We start from the raw sequence: 23,221 nt of genomic DNA on the forward strand, positions 1-23,221 counted from the left end.
AAGGAGAACGGTCCCCGCACCCTCCAGGGCCGGAGCGGCCGATTTTGCCCCGACGCCGATTCCCGCTAGAAGCGGCGTCGGGGACAGCAAGGGAGACAGTGTCTTGAACGCAGCGTATCGCGCCGATGAGAGCGTGGGGCCGGTCGTGACGGCCGGACCGTCGCCGGTTTGCACCCAGGCGGACCACGATCTCGTGGCGGCGATCGTGGAGCGGGCGGGCACGTCCTTTGCAAAGGGGATGCGCGTTCTGCCGCCGGTCCGCCGGTTCGCGATGTATGCGATCTATGCCTTCTGCCGGGAGGTGGATGACATCGCCGACGGCGACGCGCCGGTCCCCGACGCGGCGGCGGCGCTGGAGGCGTGGCACGAGCGGGTGGCGCGGCTCCATGACGGCGAGACGCGCGACGGGCTCGACCGGGCGCTGGTGGCGGCGATCCGGCGTTTCGCGCTGCGTCAGGCGGATTTCGACGCGGTCATCGACGGCATGGCGATGGATGCGGCCGGACCGATCGTGGCGCCGGAGGAGGCGACGCTCGATCTCTATTGCGACCGCGTGGCCTCGGCGGTGGGCCGGCTCTCCGTGCGGGTGTTCGGGGACAGTTCCGACGCGGCGGACCAGGTGGCGCATCATCTCGGCCGCGCGCTGCAACTGACCAACATCCTGCGGGATCTGCAGGAGGACGCCGATCGCGGACGGCTCTACCTGCCGCGCGAGTTGCTGCGACGTTTCGACGTGCCGGACGATCCGCAGGAGGCGCTGTACGCGCTGGGACTGGACCCGCTCTGCCGCATCCTGGCGCGGCGGGCGCGGGATCATTTCCGTCGCGCGCGGGAGGCGATGGGCCAATGCGACCGTGTGGCCATGCGCCCCGCGCGCATGATGGCGGCGTCCTATCTCTGCGTGCTGGATGCGTTGGAGCGCAAGGGCTGGCGACATCCGGAAGTGCCGGTGAAGCTGTGGAAACCGGCGCGTGTGGCCCGGTCGCTGCTGGCCTATTTCGTCTGAGCGCCGATGACGCGGGTTCATGTGATCGGCGGCGGTCTGGCCGGGCTGTCGGCGGCGGTCGAGCTGGCGGGCCGGGCATTCGTCACCGTCCATGAAGCGGGGCCGGCCTGCGGCGGTCGGGCGCGCTCCTATTTCGACAGGGCACTCGGCGCGCGGGTGGATAACGGCAACCACCTGCTGCTTTCGGCCAATGCGGCGGCCTTCCGCTATCTCGGGCTGATCGGCGCGGAAAAGACGCTGAAAGGGCCGGGCGCGCCGGTCTTTCCCTGGTTCGATCTGGAGGCCGGGCTGGGTTGGACGCTGCGGCTCTCCAGAGGGCGCGTGCCGTTCTGGGCCTTGCCGGGCGGGGCGCGTGTGCCGGGCATGCGGGTGGCGGAGCTGGGCGCGCTGCTGACGCTGTTGCGGGCGACGGGAGACAGGACGGTGGCGGAGTGCCTGAAACCCGGGATGCTGGCGCACCGGCTGCTGGAGCCCTTCGCCGTGTCGGCGCTGAACACGAGTTGCGACATCGGCAGCGCGGTCCTGCTGGCGAACATCGTGCGCGAATCGCTGGCGAAAGGCGGCATGGCGTGCCGTCCCTGGTATCCGGCGGAGGGGTTGTCGGAAAGTTTCGTCGATCCGGCGGTGCGACATCTCGAACTTCTGGGCGGCGAGGTGCGGACCGGCGCGCGGCTGTCGTCGATCGAGGCGGCGGACGGTCGCGTGACGGCGCTGTCTTTCGGTGAGGAGAGGGTGGCGTTGGGGCCGGAGGATCACGTGGTCTTCGCCGCGCCCGCGCCCGTGGCGGCGAGCGTGCTCGGGCCGTTCTGGCCGGAGCTGACGGTGCCGGACGCCTTCGAGAGCATCGTCAATCTGCATTTCCGACTCGATGCGAAGCCGGTCCTGCGCGGGATGGTGGCACGGACGGGATTTGTCGGCGTCGTGGGCGGCGTGACGGAATGGGCCTTCGTCAAGGGGGATGTCATTTCCGTCACGGTGAGCGCCGCCAACCGCTACACGGCGCGGGAGAACGAAGAGCTGTGCGCCACGATCTGGGGCGAGGTCAGGCGTGCGCTCGGGCCGGTGGTGGCGGGCGGATTGCCGGAGACACCGCCGCCGTCACGGCTGATCCGGGAGAAGCGGGCGACTTTCACGGCGACCCCCGAACAGGATCGGCGGCGGCCGGGGGGAAGGACGCCGTTCGCGAATCTCGTGCTCGCAGGCGACTGGACGCAGACGGGCCTGCCCTCGACGATTGAAGGCGCGATTCGCTCCGGCGTGACGGCGGCCCGGACGAGCGGCCTCGTGTGAAATGGCGGCCCGGGCAGCCGAGTTGCTCCATCGTCCTGACTAAGCCGAGGCTTCCCGCCGACGGGCGAATCGCCCGAACAGATTGAGCATCCGATCGCGCAATTGCGCATGGATGTCCGGCCGAAACAGAACCAGTAACCCCCAATAGAACGGCAACCCCACGCATCCGATCAACATGACGCGGATCAGGTCGTACTCGCGAAGGTACGGCAGCAGGGAAACCAGATAACCCCCCAGCATCGCCGCTCCCGCCAGAAGGGACGGCATGAGATACATTTCCATGACGGTGGAGAGCCCTACGCCCAGACGACAGAAGACCAGAAGAGAGGTGACGGGGGGATATATGAAATAATAAAGCGCGACAGCCAGTGCCACGCCCAACGCGCCGCCCAGCTTTCCGCCAAGCAGAGCGACCCCGAAGAACAATGGCGTCGCGATGGCCGCGAAATAGAACGCGCGCCAGAACTCGCGGCGCGCGCTGAGGAGCGCCCCGGAGATCCAGCTCATGGCGTCGAAGGGCAACCCTATGCTCAGAATCTGAACATAGGGCACGGCCTTCATCCAGCGCTCGCCGAACAGCAGGTGCAGCCCCGGCGCCGCCATGGCGGCCTGCAGGAAGCAGAACGGCATCACCAGATAGGCGAGCAGGCGGCTGGCTTTCAGCGCGGCCTGCGCCTGCTTCAGCGGCTCGGACCGCAGCGTCGTCAGGGCCGGAAAAAGCACGTTATTGAAATTGCCGGCCAGCATGCGGACCGGCTGGACCGAAAAGCGGAACGCGAAGAAATACAGTCCGACCACATTCTTCGAGGCGATCAAACCAAGTACGATGTAATCGCCCTGGTTAAGGATCTCGACCAGCGTGCGCGACGCGAAAACGATCGAACTGCTGCCGAGAATGTAGTGTACCTGCACGCGGCGGAAACGGCGGAAGATTGTAGGCGGCGAGCGACGCCAGAAATAGATGGCCTTCACAAAACCCAGGAGCGGAAAAGGCAGCGCGAAACTATAGGCGCCGAAATTCATCCACGCGAAGATGATCGTCAGCGTCTGAAGCGCCACGATCTCGAACGTATTGTAGACGGCGAGAAACCGGAAATCCATTTCCGACCGGATGACCACGGACGGCACCGTCGCCAGCGTGCGCAGGGGCGTCGCGACGGCGATCATGCAGATCAACCCCACCAGATCGGCGGAATGATACCAGTGCGCCGCCAGAGGCGCGACCGCGAACATGGCCAGCATGCCGATCATGCCGAGGGAAAAGGAGATCCAGAAGGCCGGCGCCAGCCATGAGCCGATCGTCTTCTGGCGCTGGAGCAGCACGTCGTCCACACCGAAGCTGACCAGCGAATTCGCGATCTGCGTCACGGTCTGGGCCAGCGCGATCGTCCCCCAGTCGGCGGGCAGCAACAGCCGCGCCAGGACAAGCTGGGACAGGAAACCCGCGCCCCGCGCCGCGAAGCTCTGCACGAAAAGCCAGATGAATCCGCTGGTCGCGGCCCGGCTGATGGCGGAGGACCCATGCCTCCCTGGCGTTGCCGTCATGGAAAGAGCCACATCCGGGGGAGAAGAACAATCATCACGTCACCAATACGCCCCTTCGTCATAGGCATTACTTGAGAACGTCGCGCAAGGCGTCCATCTGGGGCCGGTCCTGCCCATCCCTGGTCGGATCGAGCGTGAACATGTAGTCGCCCCAGAGCGGGCCGCCGGCCCAATAGGTCCAGCCCAACCAGACGTCCCTGTTATCCTGCATGTATTTCACGACGAGCGACAGATCCTGCTCGCAGATGTCGGAACGCCCGACGCCGAATTCCCCGAGAAATCCTCGCGCCCGGCGGGCACGCAGCCAAGCCGTCACACCGGTCAGTTGCTGGACGGCCTGTGGCGGGGCAATACAGTCCGGCTTCGTCCCGGAATAATTGCTGTCGAAATATTGATGCACTTCATAAACCAGATTTTGCGCCGGGTCCCGCAGCGCGGCCAAGGCATCGCCATTCAACTGGGGAAAATTATGCGCGCCATCCCACCCGATGCCCGAGACGAGAATGTCATTGCGCGCGCCCGTCCCCCGAATGGCGTCGATCGCCTGCTGTTGCACCTGCGCCCAGGAGTCGGCGGAAGAGAGTTGCGGCTCATTCATCAGTCCGAACATCACGGCCGGCTTCTCCTTGAAAACATCCGCCAGCCGACGCCACAGATCCGCGAAGGACGCGGGAGTCACGTCATCCGAACCGATAACCTTCCCCCTGTACCGCCCGTAATTATGAATATCGACAATAATATGGGCGTGATATTTTTCTCCCATGTCCACGATCTGCTGAAGTCGCCCCAGTTCCGCGGGGTCCAGCGGTCCGTTCAGCGCAGGTTGCAGCCGTTCCCACAGGACGGGGATGCGGAAAACGTTCATGCCTTTACCGGCATAATACGCGAATTCGCTCTCCTTGGGGGAGATGTAATCCCAGCCGTAACGACCTGGAATCTTCCCTGAATTGAACTCCATCCCGGCGAGATTCACGCCGCGATAGGTCTGCGCGGACGTCGCGGCGGAGTGGCTCGCGAGCAAAAAGAGTGCCGCGAGACAGATCGGACGACTGGACAATTTCATGATCCTTCATCTCCGGCGGAGGGATGTCGCAGCCGCGCCCGCGACACATCCAGCGCCCCATAGGCGAGCCACAGAAGAGCGGCCGTCTTGATGCTGAAAGCGGCCGCCCCGATACAGAGCGACGCACTGAAATACGTCGAGATCATCGTCCGCATCAGACGGGCTTCAGGCGTGACGCAGCGATGGAACGCGAAAATCCCGAGCAGGAACAGCGCGAGCGGCAATCCCAGCGCATTGACGACATAGGCGTAGCCGGTATCGGCCGTATAGATTGGAGACGGCGCAAACGCGAACCATTGGCCGATATTCCAATAATCGAGCAACCGCGCCGAGAAGAGAAGACGCCCCTTGAGGTCGTCGGTCACGATGGCGGGCGGGATTCCGGGCCGTTCGTTCAGCGATCCGACCACGAGCAACGCCGTCGCGACGCAGATTGGCATCAGAAACGCGACCCAGGCGCTGCGCCGGAACGGCATGAAGCGCATCGCCGCCATGAGCAGACAACAGCCCGAAGCGAAGCGGGAATCGCCGAGCACCACGCAGAACAGCGCCGCCGCGGCCAGGCAGAGATGCCGCTGCCCCGCCTGGTTCCGCGCGACGCTGAGGACATAGGCGAAAATCACCGACGCATAATTCCCCAGGGAAACGGGCTCCAGAAAGATGGAGGAGACGCGGTGCGGCCCGAGCAGCCCGGGGAAAAAAGTGCGCGTCATCGACCCCCCGCGATCGCCGCTGCGAAAGAACGTCGAATTGCCGTAATTGATCGTGGTGGCGCTGATCACGCCCTTCTGGACATAATACTGCCATATGTTGAACATCTGGCCGAACAGATTCGTGGCCAGAAGTTCGAACATCCCGACCGCAAGCACCGCCCACATTGTCAGCCACATGGCGGAATCGGCCTGACGCAGGCCGCCCTGCCGCCCGAGATGATAGAAAATATAGGCGATCCCCAGATCATGGATGATCTTGAGGCTGGCGGCCGGATTGATCATCTTCACGCCGACCAGATCGGCGCAGACCACCCAGATGATCGCGATGGCCCGCCAGCTCAGACAGGTGCGGACGGCCCAGAATCCGATCGCGAGGATCGTCATTTCGACACCGGCCACGAAGGCGCTGCCGGCATGAATCCATCCGCGCGTGGACGCGAAGCACAACACGAGATTGAATGTCGCGCTCGCCATGACCAGCCATTTTCCGAGGCTTTTCACAGGCAGGGCGACTGAACCGACGGACGCCAGAGGCGGCGACGGGAACAGCTCGCTTTGTCTGATCGTGCTACCGGACACGCCTTCGCTCCCATCTGTCATCTGTCGGCCGGAGCCTTTCCACTGTACTTCAGTTCAGTGACAAGGCTCTCTGTTCAGTATTTTGACGAGCATCTTCACGCGTTCGAATGACCCCGTTCGAACGGGATCTGCTCCAGCCGACGTAACGCACGCAAAATCGGCGCCGTTCGCCGGAACGGCCCCGATTTTTCCGCCCGATCATCGCCGCCGCACAGCCGGGCCAAAAAAAAGACGCTTTCCGGAAATAATCCGGGATAGCAAATGACGAACGGCGCGTTATCATCCAACGCACATACGCTACCGTACTGATCGCCTCCGCGAAAACACCTTTTGTCGAACCATCAGGAACAAAAACGATCTCATGGTCAGGTCATTGGTGATATCGGTGCACGACTTCCGCTCCCGCCGCAAGGCGAGCGTCCATTTTCTCACGGGAGAATTGGCGAAGCGCGGCCCTGTCCGTTTTTTCTCGGTGGGCCTCAGCCGCCTCTCCGAACATCGCGGCGACACGCGTGCGGATCTCAAGGATCGCGCCAATCGCGCGGAGGTCGTGGACGGCGTCCAGTGCTATCTCTATCGCACGCTCTGGCACCCGTTCACGCTCCGCAAGCCCGCGCTCCTGCCGTTGGAACGGCTTCTCTTCCGCGCCTACCGCCTGACGATGCCGGCCGTCTTCCGCCACGGCATCCGCTGGGCGGAGGTGGTGTTCATCGAATCCGGCATGGCCGCGATTTTCATTCCCGATATCCGCCGCCTGAACCCCAAAGCCCGAATCGTTTATCTCGCGTCCGACGACCTGTCCGTCATCGGCGCCGCCGAGACGATCAAGCGCGATTTCGCAACGCATTTCGACGAAATCGACACCGTCCGCCTGCCGTCCCGCTTCCTGCTGGACAGTCTGCCGCACGGGCGCAGCGCCATCTTCGCCCCGCACGGCATCGACCGCACGCTGACGGAACGATCATACGATTCGCCCTACGGCGCCCGCCGGGGCTGCGTCTCGGTCGGCTCGATGCTGTTCGACGCGGATTTCTTCAACATCGCCGCGCGGCTCTTCCCCGAACTCGACTTCCACGTCATCGGCGCCGGAAAGGCTGCGTCGAAGCTCGACGCGCGCGCCAACATCGTCATTCACGAGGAAATGCCCTTCTCCGACACCTTGCCTTACGTCCGGCACGCGGCGCTCGGCGTGGCGCCCTATCTGGACGCGGGCACGCCGCGCTATCTCATCGACACGTCACTGAAGCTCAAGCAGTTCGGCCTGTTCGGGATTCCCGCCATCTGCCCGTATTTCGCGCTGGGTGACGCGCCCGGCCGGTTCGGCTATCGCCCCGGCGACGCCGCGACCATCGAATCGGCCATACGCGCCGCCCTCGCCCACGACACCCCCATCACGATCGACGCTCCGGGCTGGTCCGACATCCTGGACCGGCTGCTGACGCCGGAACGATTCCCGGAACATCGCCTCCATCCTGCCGCCGGATGACCGCCATGCCGACCGTCGCGATCTACCGCACCGAAATCCTCCCCCTCTCCGAGACCTTCGTGCGCGATCAGGCGCTCGCCCTCGAACGCTGGCGGCCCGTCCTGGTGGGTGAGCGCGAGATCGGCAAGCTGCCCCTCGACGGGCTCGAAATCCGCGCCCCTCGCCACGGACCGGCCAGCTTTCTCCAGAAAGCGCGCGGCGCGCTGATCCGACGCGCGAATACCGCCTCCCCCGAGATCATGGGCATCATGCGGCGCCTGAAACCCGCCCTGCTCCACGCCCATTTCGGCTTCGACGGCGTGGAGGCCTGGCCGATCGCACGGCGACTCGGCATTCCGCTCGTCGTCACCCTGCACGGGGCGGATATCACGACTCATATGCGCTGGTTCGCGGAGGGACGGACGGGCCGACGCTGGAAGAATTATCCCGGCAAGCTCGCCCGACTCGCACGTCGGGAGCATGTCTGGTTCGTCGCGGTGTCGGACCATATCCGGGCGGCGGCGATCGCGGCGGGCCTGCCGCCCGAGAGAATCGTGGTGCGCCATATCGGCATCGACCCGCGGCGATTCACGCCCTCCGCCCCGTCGCCCGGACAGCGCGCGCCGATCATCCTCTTTCTCGGCCGTCTGGTGGAAAAGAAGGGCGCATCCTACCTGCTCGACGCCTTCGAACGCATACAAGGCACCGTCGCCGGCGCGCGCCTGGTCATCGCGGGCGACGGCCCCGATGCGGCGGCCCTGAAGAAAAAAGCGGCAGGCAACCCGAATATCTCATTCCTCGGCGCCGTTCCGCGGGAAACCGTGCTCCGCCTGATGGCCGAGGCCCGCGTCTTCTGCCTCCCCAGCGTCACCGCCGAAAGCGGCGACGCGGAGGGCCTGCCGCTCGTCCTGCTGGAGGCGCAGGCCAGCGGCCTCCCGGTCGTCACCTCCGCGCGCGGGGGCGCGACCGAGGGGATCGTCGACGGCGTAACCGGCTTCGCCTTTCCCGAACGCGACGTTGCGGCCCTCGCCCGGCATCTCGAGGCGCTACTGACGGACGATTCGCTCGCGGACCGCATGGGGGAAGCCGGTCCCGGCTTCATCGCCTCGACCCACGACATCGCCGTCTGCACCCGCAAGCTGGAAGAGCTTTACGACCATGCGGTCGCCGCAGCATGACGTTTTCCGTCATCCTGCCCGTCTACAAGGCCGCTTCCTTCGCCGCGCGCGCCATCCGTTCGGTCCAGGAGCAGACCCTGTCCCCGCACGAAATCCTCATCGTGGACGACTGCTCCCCCGACGATACGCTCGCCACGGTCAGACGCCTCACGGAGGACGATCCGCGCGTTCGTGTCTTGCAGACCGTCAGAAACGGCGGCCCCTCCCTGGCGCGCAACACCGGAATCGACCACGCGACCGGGGACTGGATCGCGATCCTGGACGCGGATGACGCCTACGCCCCGACGCGGCTCGAAAATCTGGCGTCGCTGATCCGGAACAATCCGGCATTGGACGTGGTGGCCGACGGCCTCGCCTATTACGACGCCGGCGCGGCCGTCGTCACGGGCGCGGCCCTGGGCTCAGATGGCGTCCCGGCAGGCGACATTGCCCTGGCGGACTACCTCGCCCACACCACGGCGGACGGCAAGTCCCCGGACTGGGGGTTGCTCAAGCCGGTTTTCCGGCGGGATTTCCTGAACACGCGATCCATACGCTATCCGGTCGAGCAACGTCATGGCGAAGATTTCACGCTGATGCTGCGGCTGCTTTCGGCGGGCGCACGGTTTCGCGTCTCGCCGGAACCGCTCTATCTTTATACGCAACGCGAGGGCGCCGTGAGCCGCCGCCCCTCCGAGATCACCCGCACCAGCATCGCCTATGGCGCACTCATCGACGCCGCACGGGACGCGAGCGGCCTTCCCCCCATCGCCGGCGATCCGGCGCTCGAACGTCTGATCGCCAAACGAATCGAGGGTCTGGCCAGGCTGGACGACGCGCATTTTTTCTCCGTCGCGGTCAGAAGGGCAAATATCATGGGCCTGCTGCGCCGCGCCGTCAGACGTCCCGGATTCGTTCTCCTCGCCGGGCGGCAGAGTCTCGCCGCGCTGCGGCGGCGGCTCGCGCGGCGCGGCTGAGCGCGACGCACGGCTGCGCATCGAGGCACGCGCAAACGCCACTTAAACCGCCATGAGACGGCGTTCCGTTAAAAAAACGGGAAAGACGCCACAAAAATGCCTGGTTCTTCTCCCAGAAATTAATCATATTGGTGGGGTTCTCCGCTCCCGCCGATGCCGCAAGCAGAATCCCGTCTACGGACACGTCGCTTCGCCGGGTGCCGATCCATTCGGCAGGACATTGAAACAGAACGCCAAAATCGCCGCCGCGAAATTTGCCGCGGCAGCCGGTTCAGTCACCATCAGGCCCGGAATTTTTCCGGCAAGCCGATCCATTCTTTTCTGAGAAACGCATCTTTCCAGGGAAAGGACGCAGACATGCATATCGCAGTGATCGGCGGCGGTTACGTCGGCCTGGTGTCCGGCGCGTGCTTCGCCGAATTCGGCATCGAGGTCGCGGTCGTCGAAACGCATCCCGGCCGCCTCGCCGCCCTGCGCAGGGGCCATATCCCGATCTACGAGCCGGGACTCGACAAACTCGTGGCGGATAATTTCGCCGCCGGAAGACTGACATTCGGCGACGACATCGCCGCGGCGGTCAAGGGCGCGGAAGCGATCTTCATCGCCGTCGGCACCCCGGCCCGGCGCGGAGACGGTCACGCCGATCTCGAATATGTCTATGCCGCGGCGAAGCAGATCGCCGATGCCATGACGGAGTATGCCGTCGTGGTCACGAAATCCACAGTGCCCGTCGGCACGGGCCGCGAGGTCGCACGCATCATCAGGGCGGCCCGGCCGGACCTCGATTTCGATATCGCCTCCAATCCCGAGTTCCTGCGCGAAGGGAACGCCATCGACGACTTCATGAAGCCGGACCGGGTCATCATCGGCATCGAGTCCGGCGGCGCCGATGGCGGCGCGCGGGCGCGCGAGATCATGAAACGCCTGTATCGCCCGCTCTATCTCATCGAGACGCCCATCGTCTTCGCAAGCCTCGAATCGGCGGAACTCATCAAATACGCGTCCAACGCGTTCCTCGCCATGAAAGTCACCTTCGCCAACGAAATGGCGGATCTGTGCGAGAAAACCGGCGCCGACATCCACGACATCGCGCGCGGCATCGGCCTGGACGGCCGAATCGGCCGCAAGTTCCTGCATCCCGGACCGGGTTTCGGAGGCTCCTGTTTCCCCAAGGATACGCTCGCTCTGGTGGCCATCGCACGGGAGGCCGGCGCGCCGACGCACCTGATCGAAACGACTGTCGCCGTCAACGACGCCCGCAAGGTCAAGCTGGCCGAGCGCGTGATCGCGGCCTGCGACGGCGGCATACTGGGCAAGACGGTCGGCGTCCTCGGCCTGACCTTCAAGCCGGAGACGGATGACATGAGGGAGGCGCCCTCCGTCCCGATCCTGCATACGCTGGACAAGGCCGGCGCCGTCATCCGGGTGTTCGATCCGGCGGGGATGGAAAATGCCCGCTCGCTTCTGCCGGCGGGCGTTTTCTACTGCAAGGATGCGCTCGACGCGGCAAGCGACGCGGACGTGCTGCTCGTTCTCACGGAATGGAACGAGTTCCGCGCGCTCTCTCCCGTCAAACTCAGACAGATCATGCGCGGGGCCGCGATCGTCGACCTGCGAAATATTTACGACCCACCGGCAATGCGCGCTGCCGGATTCCATTATACCTCGATCGGCAGGGCGTAACGCGTTTCCGCAAGCCTGCCCGTCAGGCGCAAATTCGTTTTTCATGCCGAACCGCCGGATGCGGCGCGGTAATTTCCGAAACAGCGATTTTTTCACAAAATTGCCGAAAAGCCAGATTGAACCCTGCCTCGCGCGGAGGGATGCAATTTTCTTGCTTTTTTGGAAAATCCAGTATCAAAATTACGTTAATCTCCTTCGAATGAACGTCCCTGGCCTGCACAAATTCGCGCCTGTCGCGAGCAAGAATGAGGTCGACGCCCATGAATGAGCCACTGTCCTCGTCATTGACAAGTTCGGAGCGCTTTCGCGAGACGCTCTGGACGGGACTGCGCCCGCGCAAGGCAGCGTCCGCGCCGGAAGAGCGGCAGTTCATCGGCGATCCTTATCCGTATTTCAAACCCCTGTTGAGCAAGGTCACGTCTTTCTGCGATTTGCTGGCCGTGACCCTGGCGTCCATTGGATGGTGCCTGATCTGGACGGTCTGGCTTCACGATCTCGACCGCAATCTCGCCATCGTGGGGGGACTCGTCGCCGTCGTAACCTTCGTGCTGTTGCCACGCAAACAGGATCTCATGGCCTATCCGCGCATTCGCCGCATGACCGACCAGATCCGGTATCTGGCGCCCGCGTTATATTTCTCCGCCATTCTGCAATTCCTGATTCTCCGCATCCTCCATGCCCCGACCCCGAGAATGCTGGACGTGACGGCCAGTTGGTTCGGCCTGTGCGCCGGTGTCCTTGTGCTGACGCGCGGGGTGGAAACCGCACTCCTTCACACACGCGCCATCGAGCGCCGCCTCGTCCGGCAGATCGCGGTCATCGGCACCGGAGAAACGGCCGCCCTTCTCTCCGGGCGGATCGAGAATGATGCCGGCCATACCTACGGGCTTCTCGGACAATTCGACGACGCCGAAGGAAAAGGCGACGCCTCCGACCTGACCGGAACGATCGGCGATCTGGTCGAACTCAGCAGCCACCGGGTCATCCATACGATCATCATCGCCCTCGCACCCGACCCCGAACGGGACGAACGGGAAATCAGAAACATCCTGTGGCGGCTGCGACGGGTGGTGTCCGATATCTATATCGTGCCCTATCTGCTTGACGGGATCGACACGAACCTGCCGGTGGAGAAGCTCGGTCCCCATTCCCTGCTTGTGCTTCAGCGCCGCCCGCTCTCCGAACTCCAGACCGCGCAGAAACTCGCCTTCGACCTTCTCTTCGGCATGGTCATCCTCGCTCTTCTCTGGCCGGTCCTGCTCGGCGTCGCCCTGGCGATCAAACTCGATTCGAAAGGCCCGGTTTTCTTTCGCCAACCCAGGATCGGCTTCAATAATCGCTTCTTCACGGTCTACAAATTCCGTTCCATGTACACGTCCATGACGGATCTGGGCGCCGTGAAACAGACGAGCCGGGACGACCCGCGGATCACGCCGGTCGGCAAATGGCTCCGCAAGTTCAGCATCGACGAGCTCCCGCAGATATTCAACGTCCTGTCGGGCGAGATGTCCCTCGTCGGGCCGCGTCCGCACGCCCCGCACACGACGGCGGGCGGCCTGTTGTTGCACGATGCGCTCGCGGAATATGTGATGCGTCACCATGTCAGGCCCGGCATCACCGGCTGGGCGCAGGTCAACGGCTCACGCGGCGAGCTCGTGACCCTCGGTGACCTCAGGCGGCGCGTCGCGCTCGATCTGGAATATATCCAGAAATGGTCGCTGTGGCTGGATATCAAAATCATCATTCTCACCGCCCTGCGAGAGGTTTTCAGCCGCAATGCTTTCTGACGCTCTCACGGGCATCCCGCCATCCGACTCCCGCGGGTGGGACAGTCTGCATGTCATGGGGATGCGTCTGCTCGATATTCCGAGACCGGATCTGGTCGCACGCGTCGTCCGGGACGCGCGACGCGGCGCCAGGACCCTGATCGTCAACGCCAACGCCCATTGCATGGTTCTCGCCCAGAAGAATCCCTGGCTTCCCCAGCTTTTCGAACGCGCGGACATCGCTTTCTGCGACGGCGCGGGCGTCCAGCTCGCATCGCTTTTTCTGTGCGGCCGCATCCCTCACCGGACGACGCCGCCCGAATGGATCGGGGACGTCCTCGCGCAACTGGGCGCCGCCGGCTCCATCTTCTGGCTGGGCGGGACTCAGGAGGCGGTCTCCACCGCCGCCCGGACATACAACCAGAAATACGGTTCGCCCATCGCCGGCATCCAGCACGGTTTTTTCGACGCCACAACGGGCTCCGAAGACTCGGAAGCCGTCATCGAGGCGATTATCGCCGCGAAGCCGACCTTCCTTCTGGTCAATATGGGGATGCCCCGTCAGGAGCGCTGGCTTTGGGACAATTGGGATCGTCTTCCCGATACGATCGCCATCACCGCCGGCGCGCTCGTGGATCATGCCGCGGGCGCCGTGCGGCGTCCCCCGCGCTGGGTCGCCAATCTGGGCCTTGAATGGCTCGTCCGCCTGGTGCGCGAACCCAGACGCTTGTGGAGACGTTACCTTCTTGGCCTGCCCGTCTTCGGACTGCATGTTCTTCGCTGGAAAGGACGCGAATTTTTTTCCGGCCGTGCGAAGAGGGGTTAAGGACTCTCCATGAACTTCACCCAGCCATCCCTGCCGGCCGCCCCCATGCCGGTCGGCGCACATGAGATGCTGCATCGTGCGCTCGGCATCGGCAGACGCCATTACAGGCTGTTCGCCGCCGTCTTTCTTGCGGTCATGTTCGTCGGCACGGGCCTCATCATGCTTCTGCCGCGCTCGTATCAGAGCGTCGCGACGATCGTGGTGTCCCGCGGCATCATGGACCCCCTGAATTCGCAGAGCATGAGCGCCAATGCCCAGGAACTCGGCGATGACGAGATCGCGACCCAGGCCGAACTCATCCAGTCTCGGGACGTCGCGGCCGCCGTTCTGCGCAAGCTCCCCCCCGCGCCAAAGCCCCGCCCGGGCGTGCGGACATGGCTTTGCGGCCATCATGTCGCGTTCTTCTGCCCCAAACCGTCAAAAACCCCTGTCGATCCGGCCGTGGCGTTTGATCAGCAGATCAGTGCGCTCCTGGCGAGCGTCGATGTGGAGCCCAAGCTCCATTCCCGTATCCTGACCATCACCGTGAAGGATCACGACGCACATCGGGCCGCCGCCATCGCCGATCAGTTCGTCATGAACTATCAGAACCTTGCCCTGGCGGAACAACGGTCGGATCTCTCGAAAACTCTTTCATGGCTGGACGAGCGCACCGCCTCCCTGCGGAAACGCTGGGTGGAAGCGGAAACCGCCGCCAGCCTCTTCAACGGCAGTCACAATCTCACCAATACCAGCGCCAACGCCCCCCTGATCAATCAGCAGATCGCGAATGCGGCCGCCGCGCTGGGACAGGCCCAGGGGCGTTACGCGGCGGCGCAGGCCAAGGCCGACGCCCTGAAGGAAGCGCTCGGAACCGGCAACGAGCGCGATTTCGTTTCTCTCGGCGAACAGCCATTGCTGGTGTCGGTGGCCAACGCCCTCATGCAATTGAGCAACCAGAGGACACAACTCGCGGCGACCTATGGCGCCAACCATCCGAGCGTGCAGGCCATTGACAGGCAGATCGCCCAGACGCGCTCCAGTCTGGAAAGGGAGACGCGCGCCGCCCTTGCGCGCATCAATGACGACGTGATCGCCACACGCGCGGAGGTTCTCCAGACGCAGCGGAATCTGGACACGCTGCGCGCGCAGTCCGCGAAACAGAGCGGCCCCCAGGCGGAATACGCGACACTGGCCCAGGAAGCCCAGAGCGCGCAGGGCGTGTACGATTCATTTCTGGAGCGCACCAAGGAACTCGCGGGCCGCGTGCAACTGCTTCAGCCGCCGGTCGCCTTCGTGTCACACGCGGCGGTCGCCAGCGCGCCGACCTTCCCCAATCGCAAGAAGCTGTTGATCGGCGTCTTCGTCATCGCGCTGGTTTGCGGCGTCGCCGCCATCATCCTGCGGGACATGCTTTCGCCCGGATTTGGCGACCTGACCGAAATATCGCACATCGCGGCCCTCCCTGTCCTCGCCCAATTGCCGGACATCTCTCGCGAGCGCTCCCGCTCCGCGTCCCGCTATATCATGGACAATCCGTTCTCCGAGGCCGGCGAAGCGGTGAGGAGCATCTCCGCGCAGATCGCCCTGTCGAATTCCATCGTGATGAACCGCTCGCGCGTCCTGGCCATCACCTCCGCCGCGCCGTCTGAAGGACGAAGCACCCTGGCCGTCTGGCTGGCCTCCATCATGCGCGCCGGCAATCAGCCCGTTCTCATCATCGACACAGACCACAGGGGCAAGCCGGGGGACCATTCGCCGCCCGGTTTCACCGACGTCATGGGAAATCGCATCACCGCGCAGGACGCGATCGTCACGAATCCCCTGACGGGGATCGACGTCATCGGACCGGGCGCCCCGAAGGCCCATCCGTTCGACAGTCGCGAAATCGCCAGGCTGCGCGCCACGCTGGACGAATTATGCGCGCTCTATGACCTGATCATCATCGACACGCCCCCGCTTCTTTCGGCGACGGACGGACTCGTCTTCGCCTCGGTCGCGGATCAGACGATTTTCCTCTGCCGCTGGTCGAGCATTTCCCGCTCGGCCGTTTCCACCTGTCTCGAACGGCTTCGCACCTATCGCGCAAACCTGGCCGGCATCGTCGTCAACCATTTCTCCGGTTCCGCCGCCGCAATCGCGCGTAACGACTATCCGCAGAAAGAGGTCAGGCTTATCGACCATCTGGGCAATATCTGAACGGCATGAGGTCGAGACCTGAGCATGAAGATCCTGCATGTCGTCCGCCAGTTCGCCCCCTCCGTCGGCGGTCTGGAAGATTCCGTTCTCAACCTCGCCTCGATCCAGCGCACGCAACTGGGGATCGACGCCCAGGTCGTAACGCTCGACCGCATATTTTCGCGGGATATGGTTCTGTCCGAGCGCGAAATGATTCGGGGCATCCCGGTGCGCCGCCTGCCCTGGCGCGGCTCCACGCGCTATCCTCTCGCGCCGTCGGTCCTTTCCGCCATCGGCAAGTTCGATCTCCTGCACGTCCACGCCATCGATTTCTTCTTCGATTATCTCGCCTGGACCCGCTTCGTCGGGCGGCATGATCGCCCCATGATCGCCTCCACTCACGGCGGATTCTTCCATAGCGGCGCTTACACCCGCGCGAAAAAAATATGGTTCGAGACCATCACCCGCGCGTCGATTCACGGTTATGAAAAAATTGTCGCCTGTAGCCGGAGCGACGCGGAGCTGTTCAGGAAAATCTCAGGCGATCGCCTCGTCGTGCTGGAAAATGGAATCACCCAGGAAAAATTCCGCGATACCTCGTCTGCTTCGCCGGTACGCCATATCGTGACATTCGGCCGCTTTGCCCGCCACAAACGCATCGACAGGCTCTTCGCGCTGCTGGCGGAACTCCGCAGGCGCCATCCCGCGTGGACCCTCGTCGTCGCGGGGCGTCCGGCGGATCTCTCGACGGACGCCGTTCTCGCCATGGCCGCCGACGCCGGTGTAACCGACGCCACCCGTTTCGTTGTCGATCCCAGCGACGACGATCTGCGCCGCCTTCTCGGTGAAGCGTCCTATTTCGGCAGCCTGTCGGAGCATGAGGGATTCGGACTTGCAGCCGTCGAAGCCATGTCGGCGGGGCTCGTGCCGGTGCTGAGCGGCATCGCGCCGTTTCGCCATCTTCGGGACCGCACGGGCGTCGGATTGCTCGTCGAGCCGGATGCCCTTGCGGACGCCGCGGACAGGCTTGAAAACCTGCATGAAGCCGGTGATTCGTCCCTGCGCCGACGCGCCATGGACGGCGCGGCGCAATATGACTGGGTCGATGTCAGCCGACGCTATGTCGATCTCTACCGCGATGTCCTCTCTCATCGCGCCGCCTGATCCCATCATTCCATGCGCCGTTCCTTTCCCGCGTCCCTTTTCCATCCCGGCTTCCGCTTCGCCGGCCTCCTCCTGCTTGCCTGCACGACATCGCCGGCGCATGCGCAACTTTTCACGCAATATTTTCCGTCGAATCTCCCCGGTTACGCGCCGGATTTGAGTTCCTCCGTCGTGCAGCGGGAACTCCTCCAGACCCGTCATCCCGGCGTCATGATCGGAGATTTCAATGTCCTCCCGTTTCTGTCACAAAGCACCGGCTACACGACCAATCTTCTCGGCCGGCCTCATTCCGGCAGCGCGCAGATCATCACCAGCAGCGGCGTGCGCGCCAACTCCCTCTGGAGACGGAACGCCCTTGGTTTCTCCGCGAATGTCGCCAATACCGTCGCGCCGGAACTGATGGCGACGAACACGACGACCTGGTCCGCCTCGGGCGGCGGTTCCCTGTCCTTGGGCAATGATTCCCTCGCGCTCGGCTACTCACATTCCCGCCGGTATCTGGGTGCGACCGATCTGGGGAATTTCGGAATTTCCTATCCGGTTCCTTACGACACGAACGACATCCGCCTGAACTACCAGCATAATTTCGGACGTTTCAGCATCACGCCCAGCGTGGTCTATGACAGGTTCGATTTCGGCCAGTCGAGCGCCGGGCCCGTCCGAAACTTCAATTCCCTGAGCCATCAGCTTGAGTCCGTTCTTCTGACCACGCGGCTGGAAATCTCAAGGGGGAATGGCGTGATTTCGATCCTGCGCGCCTCGGCCGCCCAGTTCGCGCCCAATGCCGGCGGCACGATTGACGATTACGCGGACGGCGCCGGTTTTCTCGGACTGGATATCGGGGCCGATTCGGTCATTCAATACCGTGCCCTTGTGGGCGCCGAAACCCGCCAGTTCACCAGGATCAGCTCCGCCGGTCTCACGACTCCGACCGCGGAACTCGACGTCATCTGGACGCCGACCCGGATCGACACCGTCACCGTCACCGGCCGACGCGGCATTTTCGACCCGAGTTCGCCTTTCGCGCGCAATCAGATCGTATCGGATCTGAGGCTTCAACTGGATCACGAATTCCGCCCCTATCTCTTCCTGCGCGGCTACGCGGAAGGCGCTCTCACCGATTCCCAATCGTTGCAGGCCGCAACACCGCGCCTGCGCCAGACCCAGTTCCGCTTCGGACTCATCGGAACCTGGACCGTCAATCGCTACCTCACCGCCGTGTTGAGCTATACTCACAACAGCAGCTACACGAAAGGAGCCGTTCCCCAGGTGTTCGATCCCCTTTATGGTCTGACCAGCCGGAGCACCTTCACGACCAATACCGTTTCGCTCGCCCTCAGCCTTGCCCTCTAACGCGCGCCCTGTTCAAGACTGGGCGCAATCGGGCAAGTCGATGTCCTCGATCAACAGCAACCTGAAGCCAACAAGGCCACTTTGATGATGAAATCCGTCTTTACGTGCGCCACCGTCATTGTCACGCTGGCGGCTGCCGGTTGCTCATCTACCGGAGGTCTCCCCGAACTGGCCTCTTCCGAGTCGTCAGCCTATTATCTCGGACCGGGCGATCAGGTTCGCGTTCTGACCTATAACGACCCGCAAATGAGCAATACCTTCACCGTCGCCGATGACGGCACCATCGCGTTTCCGCTCGTCGGCACGGTGGCGGCGGCCGGTTTGACGCCCGGCGGCCTGGCTCAAAGGCTGAGCAGGATTCTGTCCGGGAAAGGCCTCCTCCACAATCCCAGCATTTCCGTCGAAGTCGCGCAGTATCGCCCGATCTTCGTTCTCGGCGAGGTCAATCACCCCGGCCAATATCCCTATATTCCCGGCATGACGATGCAAAGCGCCGTCGCCCTCGCCGGCGGATTTACCTACCGCGCCGTCACCGATACGGCTGTCGACATACGCACTGACGGCATGCCCGGCGGCAAACCCGTGCGCGGGAAAATCAAGCCGGAATCCGTGCTCCGCCCCAGTGACGTCATCACCATTCCCGAGCGCTGGTTTTGAAGGACGGCGCGGCATAGGCGATTGCCGCGCAAATCGGAGGAGAAGAAAATGATAGCGCAAGCCTTTTTCATTCTCGCGCATCGTATCGACCGTCAAAGCTATCTCTCATGGGAATATTTCGACAAGCCGACGCGATTGCAGAAATATCTTCAAAAAGCACTGCATGCCATGCTCGCCAAGAGAGCCGGCGGCATTCTCGACAAAAATTCCTATATTTCTCCAGCCGCCAAAATATTTACGTCCAGCCTCCGGATCGGCAGCAAAAGTTATATCTGTGGCGGGTCGATCATCAGGGGCGAATTCAGTCTCGGCGCCGCGTCCGGCGTTGGAGCCTATTGCCATATAGATGGAAAGGTGACCATCGGAGACGACACAATGATTGCCAACAACGTATCTGTTTTCGGCATCAATCACGGAACGGATATCGCCAGCCCCATGGGGCAACAGGCCTCCACCATGAAAGGCGTCGTGATCGGTAGCGATTGCTGGGTTGGCGCGAATGTTTCGATCGTGGACGGCGCGAATATCGGATCGCATTCCATTGTCGCGGCCGGTGCCGTCGTGACCAGGAGCTTCCCGGAATGGTCCGTCATCGGCGGCGTGCCCGCGCGCATCATCAAATCACGCAAATAGATCTTTCGTCGCCCGACACATCTGGCTCACCGTCGCAGACTGGTCTTGATTCGCGTCTTGACAGATTCGGGCAGAGCCACCCGGAACATGGTCCTGGCGATCAGCACCGGCCAACGTTCCGGCGCGGTCAAAGCAAAAGCATCCCGATAGCGCTTCGCCATCAGCAACCGGATGGACGCCGACAGAATGCCTTCCCGAAAGACATCATATTTTTTCCTGCTTGCGATTTCCCGATCATGCGCGGCGGCTTCCAATATGAATTGGATGTCCTCCGCGTCAGGTTCATATGGCCGATAATAACAGAGTTCGATGAGCTTGGCCGAAACGGCGCTCCTGTACCACACCCCCTCGGCGTGCGAGAGGTGGGGCATCACGGTTTCAACCATTGCCGCCAGGGTTTTCTGACGGGCGACATCATGAGCGATCGCCGGCCCGAACGGAAAATCGGGCTGCCCGCTCGAACGCCTCTGCGCCGACAGGGCCGCCAATTGAGACCATACGGCGAGAAGTCGTCCGTTGCGAATGGACGCACTCGACAGGCTGTTGGAATGAACCCTGTATTCCCCCAGATACTCCGGAAGAACGTGCAGACGCCCCACATGCGACAGGCGCCAGTAAAGATCGGAATCCTCCGCGTTGTAGATCGGCCGGTAACCGCCGACCGATTTGACCGCCTCCAGACGCGCCATCAACATCGGATGCAACAGATACGGCTCATCCGCCGGCAGGGAAAAGGGATCGGCCGTCGCGACGTCCTTGCGCCGGGACGACGTGCCCGTCCTCTTTCCTGTTTCGTCGATATGGTGGGCCACGCAGCTCACGGCGATGCACCCCGGATTGTCCGAGAGATAGGCCAGTTCTCTCTGAAAACGGTCGGGACAGGAAATGTCGTCGCCGTCCATTCTGGCGAGAAAGGGCGCGGTGCACAGATCCAGCCCCGCGTTGAGCGCCGCCACGATGCCCGCATTCTCCTGGTAGAGATAGACGATACGAGGATCGTTCTTCCGAGCCTCAAGAACCAGTTCCTCGGTTCCGTCGGTCGATCCGTCATCCACGACGATGATGCGGATGTCCTGCACCGTTTGCGCCTGAATGCTCCGGAGCGCGTCGGTCAGATAGGCTGCCGCATTATAAACGGGCATCAGAACGTCCACGATCGCCATGGCCGGCACCCTGCTTTCAAAGATTCAAAAAGAAGGCGGAATTTGCAATGGAAGGGTAGATGGCCGGAGCGTCTCCATCAAGTCGCCTTTCGCACACGGACCGCTCCGAAAAGACCGAATCCGGGACGCGCAGACGTCACGACGTCGAAAACCTCCCCCGGCGAACCTCCGGACAAGGGGTGTCCGCACGGGAACAGGCCGCACGGGAATGCCCGGCGGAAGACGATCCGAACGGTTCCGAAGCCACGCACGACAAGTTTTTACTTCTTTACCTCATAATATTCGCATTTTCCCGCCTTTCCAGGATTGCTCGACGGCGCGGCCTGGATCACCATGCCGATGCCGTATTTGCATTTGGAAATCAGGAGCACCCCATGAACACATCTGACCTGATCGCACAGATCGCCGAGACCACCAGCCGCCCGAAGGCCGAGGTGAAGGAGATCCTCGACGCCGCGCTCGACACCATCGTCGCCGCCGCGAAGAAGGACGAGGACGTCACGCTGACGGGCTTCGGCAAGTTCGCCGTTCGCCATCTCGCCGCGCGGACCGGGCGCAACCCCGCCACGGGCGAGAGCATCGAGATCGCCGCCACGCGCAAGCTGGCCTTCACGGCAGGCAAGGGCGTGAAGGACGCGCTCGTCCTGCCGAAGAAACCCGCGAAGAAAGCGCCGGCCACGAAGAAGCCCCCCGCGCGCAAACGCGCCTGATCGTCGGCTCGGGCTTCATGCTGTTTGCGCCGGAAGCGGCGTCCATCTCCCGCGCCCTGTCGTTCTCCCAATTCCGGACCTTCGCGTTGGCCTCGCTGGGCGGGGCGCTGGAGTTCTACGATTTCGTCATCTTCGCCTTCCTCGCCAGACTGATCGCGGCGCATTTCTTCCCGTCCAGCCAGGCCGACTGGCTGCGGCAGGCGGAGGCATTCGGCCTGTTCGGCGCGGGCTACCTCGCGCGCCCCCTGGGCGGGATCGTCATGGCGCATTTCGGGGACATCTCGGGCCGCAAGAAGGTCTTCACCTTCAGCGTCCTGCTCATGGCCGTGCCGACGCTGCTGATGGGTCTCCTGCCGGGCTACGCCACGCTCGGGGCCGGCGCGCCGCTGATCCTGCTGGCGCTGCGGATGATGCAGGGCGCGGCCATCGGCGGCGAGGCGCCGGGCGGCTGGGTCTTCGTCGCCGAGCACGCGCCGCCCGGCCGGGCAGGGCTGGCCACCGGATTGCTGACCGGCGGGCTGACGGGCGGCATCCTGCTCGGCTCGGTCGTGATCCTGACGCTGAACGCCGCCCTGCCGCCCGCCGCCGTGGCGTCATGGGGCTGGCGCGTGCCCTTCATCCTCGGCGGCGTGTTCGGCCTCGGCGCGATGGTGCTCCGGCAATGGCTCGACGAGACGCCGGTTTTCCGCGAGATGCACGCCCGCGCCGCGATCGCGCGGACCCTGCCCGCACGAATCCTGCTGCGGGACCATCGCCCGGCGGTATTATGCTCGATGGCCAGCACCTGGACGCTGACCGCCGCCATCGTCGTGCTCATCCTCATGATGCCGCCGCTGATGCAGACCCTGCATCACGTTCCGGCCTCGGACACCATGCTCGCCAGCCTCGCGGCGACACTCTGCCTCACCGTCGCGGCCGTGGGCACCGGCGCGCTCACGGATGCCCTGCCGCTCCGCCGGCTCTGCGTCTTCTCCGGGCTCGCCCTCGCCGTCGGCGCGTTCGCGCTCTATGGCCTGTCCGCGCGCTTTCCGCATATGCTGATCGTCTGGGCGGCATTCAGCGGGCTGTGGCTGCGGCTTCGTCGGGCTGGTGCCGGTGGGGATGCTCCGCGCCTTTCCCCCGCAGGTCCGCTTCTCCGGGCTTTCCCTGTCCTATAACGTTTCCTACGCCATTTTCGGCGGACTGACGCCCGCCCTCATCTCGGCGCTCACGCCCCGAACGCCGCTGGCGCCTGCGATCTACGTTTCTTTCACAGCCCTGATCGGCACGATCGCGCTCCGGCACTCGCCCGAACACGGCTGACCGGCCAGGCAG

Annotated in this window: 20 protein-coding genes; 15 read left to right on the plus strand and 5 right to left on the minus strand. The window is 63.7% G+C overall.

Translation table 11 applies throughout. From position 1 onward, the window contains the following. Window positions 1–133: 133 nt before the first annotated feature. Both hpnD and hpnE read left to right on the plus strand, forming a co-directional pair. Complete coding sequence (gene hpnD, locus EDC31_RS05590; protein ID WP_052511721.1) at window positions 134–1,006, plus strand: presqualene diphosphate synthase HpnD; 873 nt, start codon at window positions 134–136, stop codon at window positions 1,004–1,006. A gap of 6 nt (window positions 1,007–1,012) precedes the next feature. After that, window positions 1,013–2,296, plus strand: a complete 1,284-nt coding sequence (gene hpnE, locus EDC31_RS05595) for a hydroxysqualene dehydroxylase HpnE (RefSeq protein ID WP_042056826.1) — start codon at window positions 1,013–1,015, stop codon at window positions 2,294–2,296. Window positions 2,297–2,335: 39 nt separating this feature from the next. Here hpnE and EDC31_RS05600 read toward each other — a convergent pair whose 3' ends face one another. The 3 genes from EDC31_RS05600 to EDC31_RS05610 form a co-directional block, all read right to left on the minus strand. Beyond that, on the minus strand, window positions 2,336–3,841 hold the full coding sequence (locus tag EDC31_RS05600) for an oligosaccharide flippase family protein (protein ID WP_042056825.1): 1,506 nt from the start codon (window positions 3,839–3,841) through the stop codon (window positions 2,336–2,338). Window positions 3,842–3,908: 67 nt separating this feature from the next. Beyond that, complete coding sequence (locus EDC31_RS05605) at window positions 3,909–4,904, minus strand: glycoside hydrolase family 5 protein (protein ID WP_042056823.1); 996 nt, start codon at window positions 4,902–4,904, stop codon at window positions 3,909–3,911. Then, window positions 4,901–6,196 carry a polysaccharide polymerase gene (locus EDC31_RS05610; RefSeq protein WP_132126944.1) on the minus strand — a complete coding sequence of 432 codons (1,296 nt, stop codon included), beginning with the start codon at window positions 6,194–6,196 and terminating at the stop codon, window positions 4,901–4,903. Before EDC31_RS05610 ends, EDC31_RS05605 begins: the two co-directional genes overlap by 4 nt. A 361-nt stretch (window positions 6,197–6,557) precedes the next feature. Here EDC31_RS05610 and EDC31_RS05615 point away from each other — a divergent pair, with 361 nt between their 5' ends. From EDC31_RS05615 to EDC31_RS05630, 4 genes are all read left to right on the plus strand, one after another. Next, window positions 6,558–7,682: a GumK N-terminal domain-containing glycosyltransferase gene (locus tag EDC31_RS05615; protein ID WP_042056821.1), complete on the plus strand. Its 1,125-nt coding sequence runs from the start codon at window positions 6,558–6,560 to the stop codon at window positions 7,680–7,682. A gap of 5 nt (window positions 7,683–7,687) precedes the next feature. Then, the gene (locus EDC31_RS05620) at window positions 7,688–8,839 is read left to right on the plus strand and encodes a glycosyltransferase (protein ID WP_239641573.1); all 1,152 of its coding nucleotides are present in this window, start codon (window positions 7,688–7,690) and stop codon (window positions 8,837–8,839) included. Beyond that, entirely contained in the window at window positions 8,836–9,795 is a 960-nt protein-coding gene (locus tag EDC31_RS05625) for a glycosyltransferase family 2 protein (protein ID WP_042056818.1), read from the plus strand. The genes EDC31_RS05620 and EDC31_RS05625 overlap by 4 nt, the downstream gene beginning before the upstream one ends. Window positions 9,796–10,152: 357 nt before the next feature. Continuing rightward, window positions 10,153–11,478 carry a UDP-glucose dehydrogenase family protein gene (locus EDC31_RS05630; RefSeq protein WP_186819989.1) on the plus strand — a complete coding sequence of 442 codons (1,326 nt, stop codon included), beginning with the start codon at window positions 10,153–10,155 and terminating at the stop codon, window positions 11,476–11,478. 22 nt (window positions 11,479–11,500) lie between these two features. On the opposite strand, the gene EDC31_RS05635 is transcribed toward EDC31_RS05630, so the two are convergent. After that, entirely contained in the window at window positions 11,501–11,740 is a 240-nt protein-coding gene (locus tag EDC31_RS05635) for a hypothetical protein (RefSeq protein WP_132126945.1), read from the minus strand. Here EDC31_RS05635 and EDC31_RS05640 point away from each other — a divergent pair. The 7 genes from EDC31_RS05640 (at window position 11,739) to EDC31_RS05670 (ending at window position 20,034) form a co-directional block, all read left to right on the plus strand. Further along, on the plus strand, window positions 11,739–13,265 hold the full coding sequence (locus EDC31_RS05640; protein ID WP_158310308.1) for an exopolysaccharide biosynthesis polyprenyl glycosylphosphotransferase: 1,527 nt from the start codon (window positions 11,739–11,741) through the stop codon (window positions 13,263–13,265). The two genes, EDC31_RS05635 and EDC31_RS05640, sit on opposite strands and share 2 nt — an antisense overlap. Continuing rightward, complete coding sequence (locus tag EDC31_RS05645; RefSeq protein ID WP_042056814.1) at window positions 13,255–14,070, plus strand: WecB/TagA/CpsF family glycosyltransferase; 816 nt, start codon at window positions 13,255–13,257, stop codon at window positions 14,068–14,070. The genes EDC31_RS05640 and EDC31_RS05645 overlap by 11 nt, the downstream gene beginning before the upstream one ends. Before the next feature lie 9 nt (window positions 14,071–14,079). Continuing rightward, window positions 14,080–16,248, plus strand: a complete 2,169-nt coding sequence (locus EDC31_RS05650) for a GumC family protein (RefSeq protein WP_052511711.1) — start codon at window positions 14,080–14,082, stop codon at window positions 16,246–16,248. A gap of 24 nt (window positions 16,249–16,272) precedes the next feature. After that, window positions 16,273–17,391, plus strand: a complete 1,119-nt coding sequence (locus EDC31_RS05655) for a glycosyltransferase family 4 protein (RefSeq protein ID WP_042056813.1) — start codon at window positions 16,273–16,275, stop codon at window positions 17,389–17,391. A 12-nt stretch (window positions 17,392–17,403) separates the two neighbouring features. After that, the gene (locus EDC31_RS05660; protein ID WP_052511709.1) at window positions 17,404–18,744 is read left to right on the plus strand and encodes an outer membrane beta-barrel protein; all 1,341 of its coding nucleotides are present in this window, start codon (window positions 17,404–17,406) and stop codon (window positions 18,742–18,744) included. An 84-nt stretch (window positions 18,745–18,828) separates the two neighbouring features. Continuing rightward, window positions 18,829–19,401, plus strand: coding sequence for a polysaccharide biosynthesis/export family protein (locus EDC31_RS05665; RefSeq protein ID WP_042056812.1), 573 nt, complete (start codon window positions 18,829–18,831; stop codon window positions 19,399–19,401). A 48-nt stretch (window positions 19,402–19,449) separates the two neighbouring features. Next, window positions 19,450–20,034, plus strand: a complete 585-nt coding sequence (locus EDC31_RS05670) for an acyltransferase (RefSeq protein ID WP_042056810.1) — start codon at window positions 19,450–19,452, stop codon at window positions 20,032–20,034. Between the two features lie 26 nt (window positions 20,035–20,060). Here EDC31_RS05670 and EDC31_RS05675 read toward each other — a convergent pair whose 3' ends face one another. Beyond that, window positions 20,061–21,197 carry a glycosyltransferase family 2 protein gene (locus EDC31_RS05675; protein WP_042056808.1) on the minus strand — a complete coding sequence of 379 codons (1,137 nt, stop codon included), beginning with the start codon at window positions 21,195–21,197 and terminating at the stop codon, window positions 20,061–20,063. Window positions 21,198–21,571: 374 nt separating this feature from the next. On the opposite strand from EDC31_RS05675, the gene EDC31_RS05680 reads away from it, so the two are divergent. Both EDC31_RS05680 and EDC31_RS05685 read left to right on the plus strand, forming a co-directional pair. Beyond that, window positions 21,572–21,907 (plus strand): HU family DNA-binding protein, encoded by a 336-nt coding sequence (locus tag EDC31_RS05680; protein WP_081797450.1) that lies wholly within the window; start codon window positions 21,572–21,574, stop codon window positions 21,905–21,907. A gap of 17 nt (window positions 21,908–21,924) precedes the next feature. Then, a complete protein-coding gene (locus EDC31_RS05685) occupies window positions 21,925–23,064 on the plus strand; it encodes an MFS transporter (protein ID WP_239641572.1) in 1,140 nt (379 codons plus the stop codon). The last annotated feature ends 157 nt before the right edge of the window (window positions 23,065–23,221 follow it).

The organism is Acidomonas methanolica (assembly GCF_004346035.1).
GTDB classification, from domain to species: Bacteria; Pseudomonadota; Alphaproteobacteria; order Acetobacterales; family Acetobacteraceae; genus Acidomonas; species Acidomonas methanolica.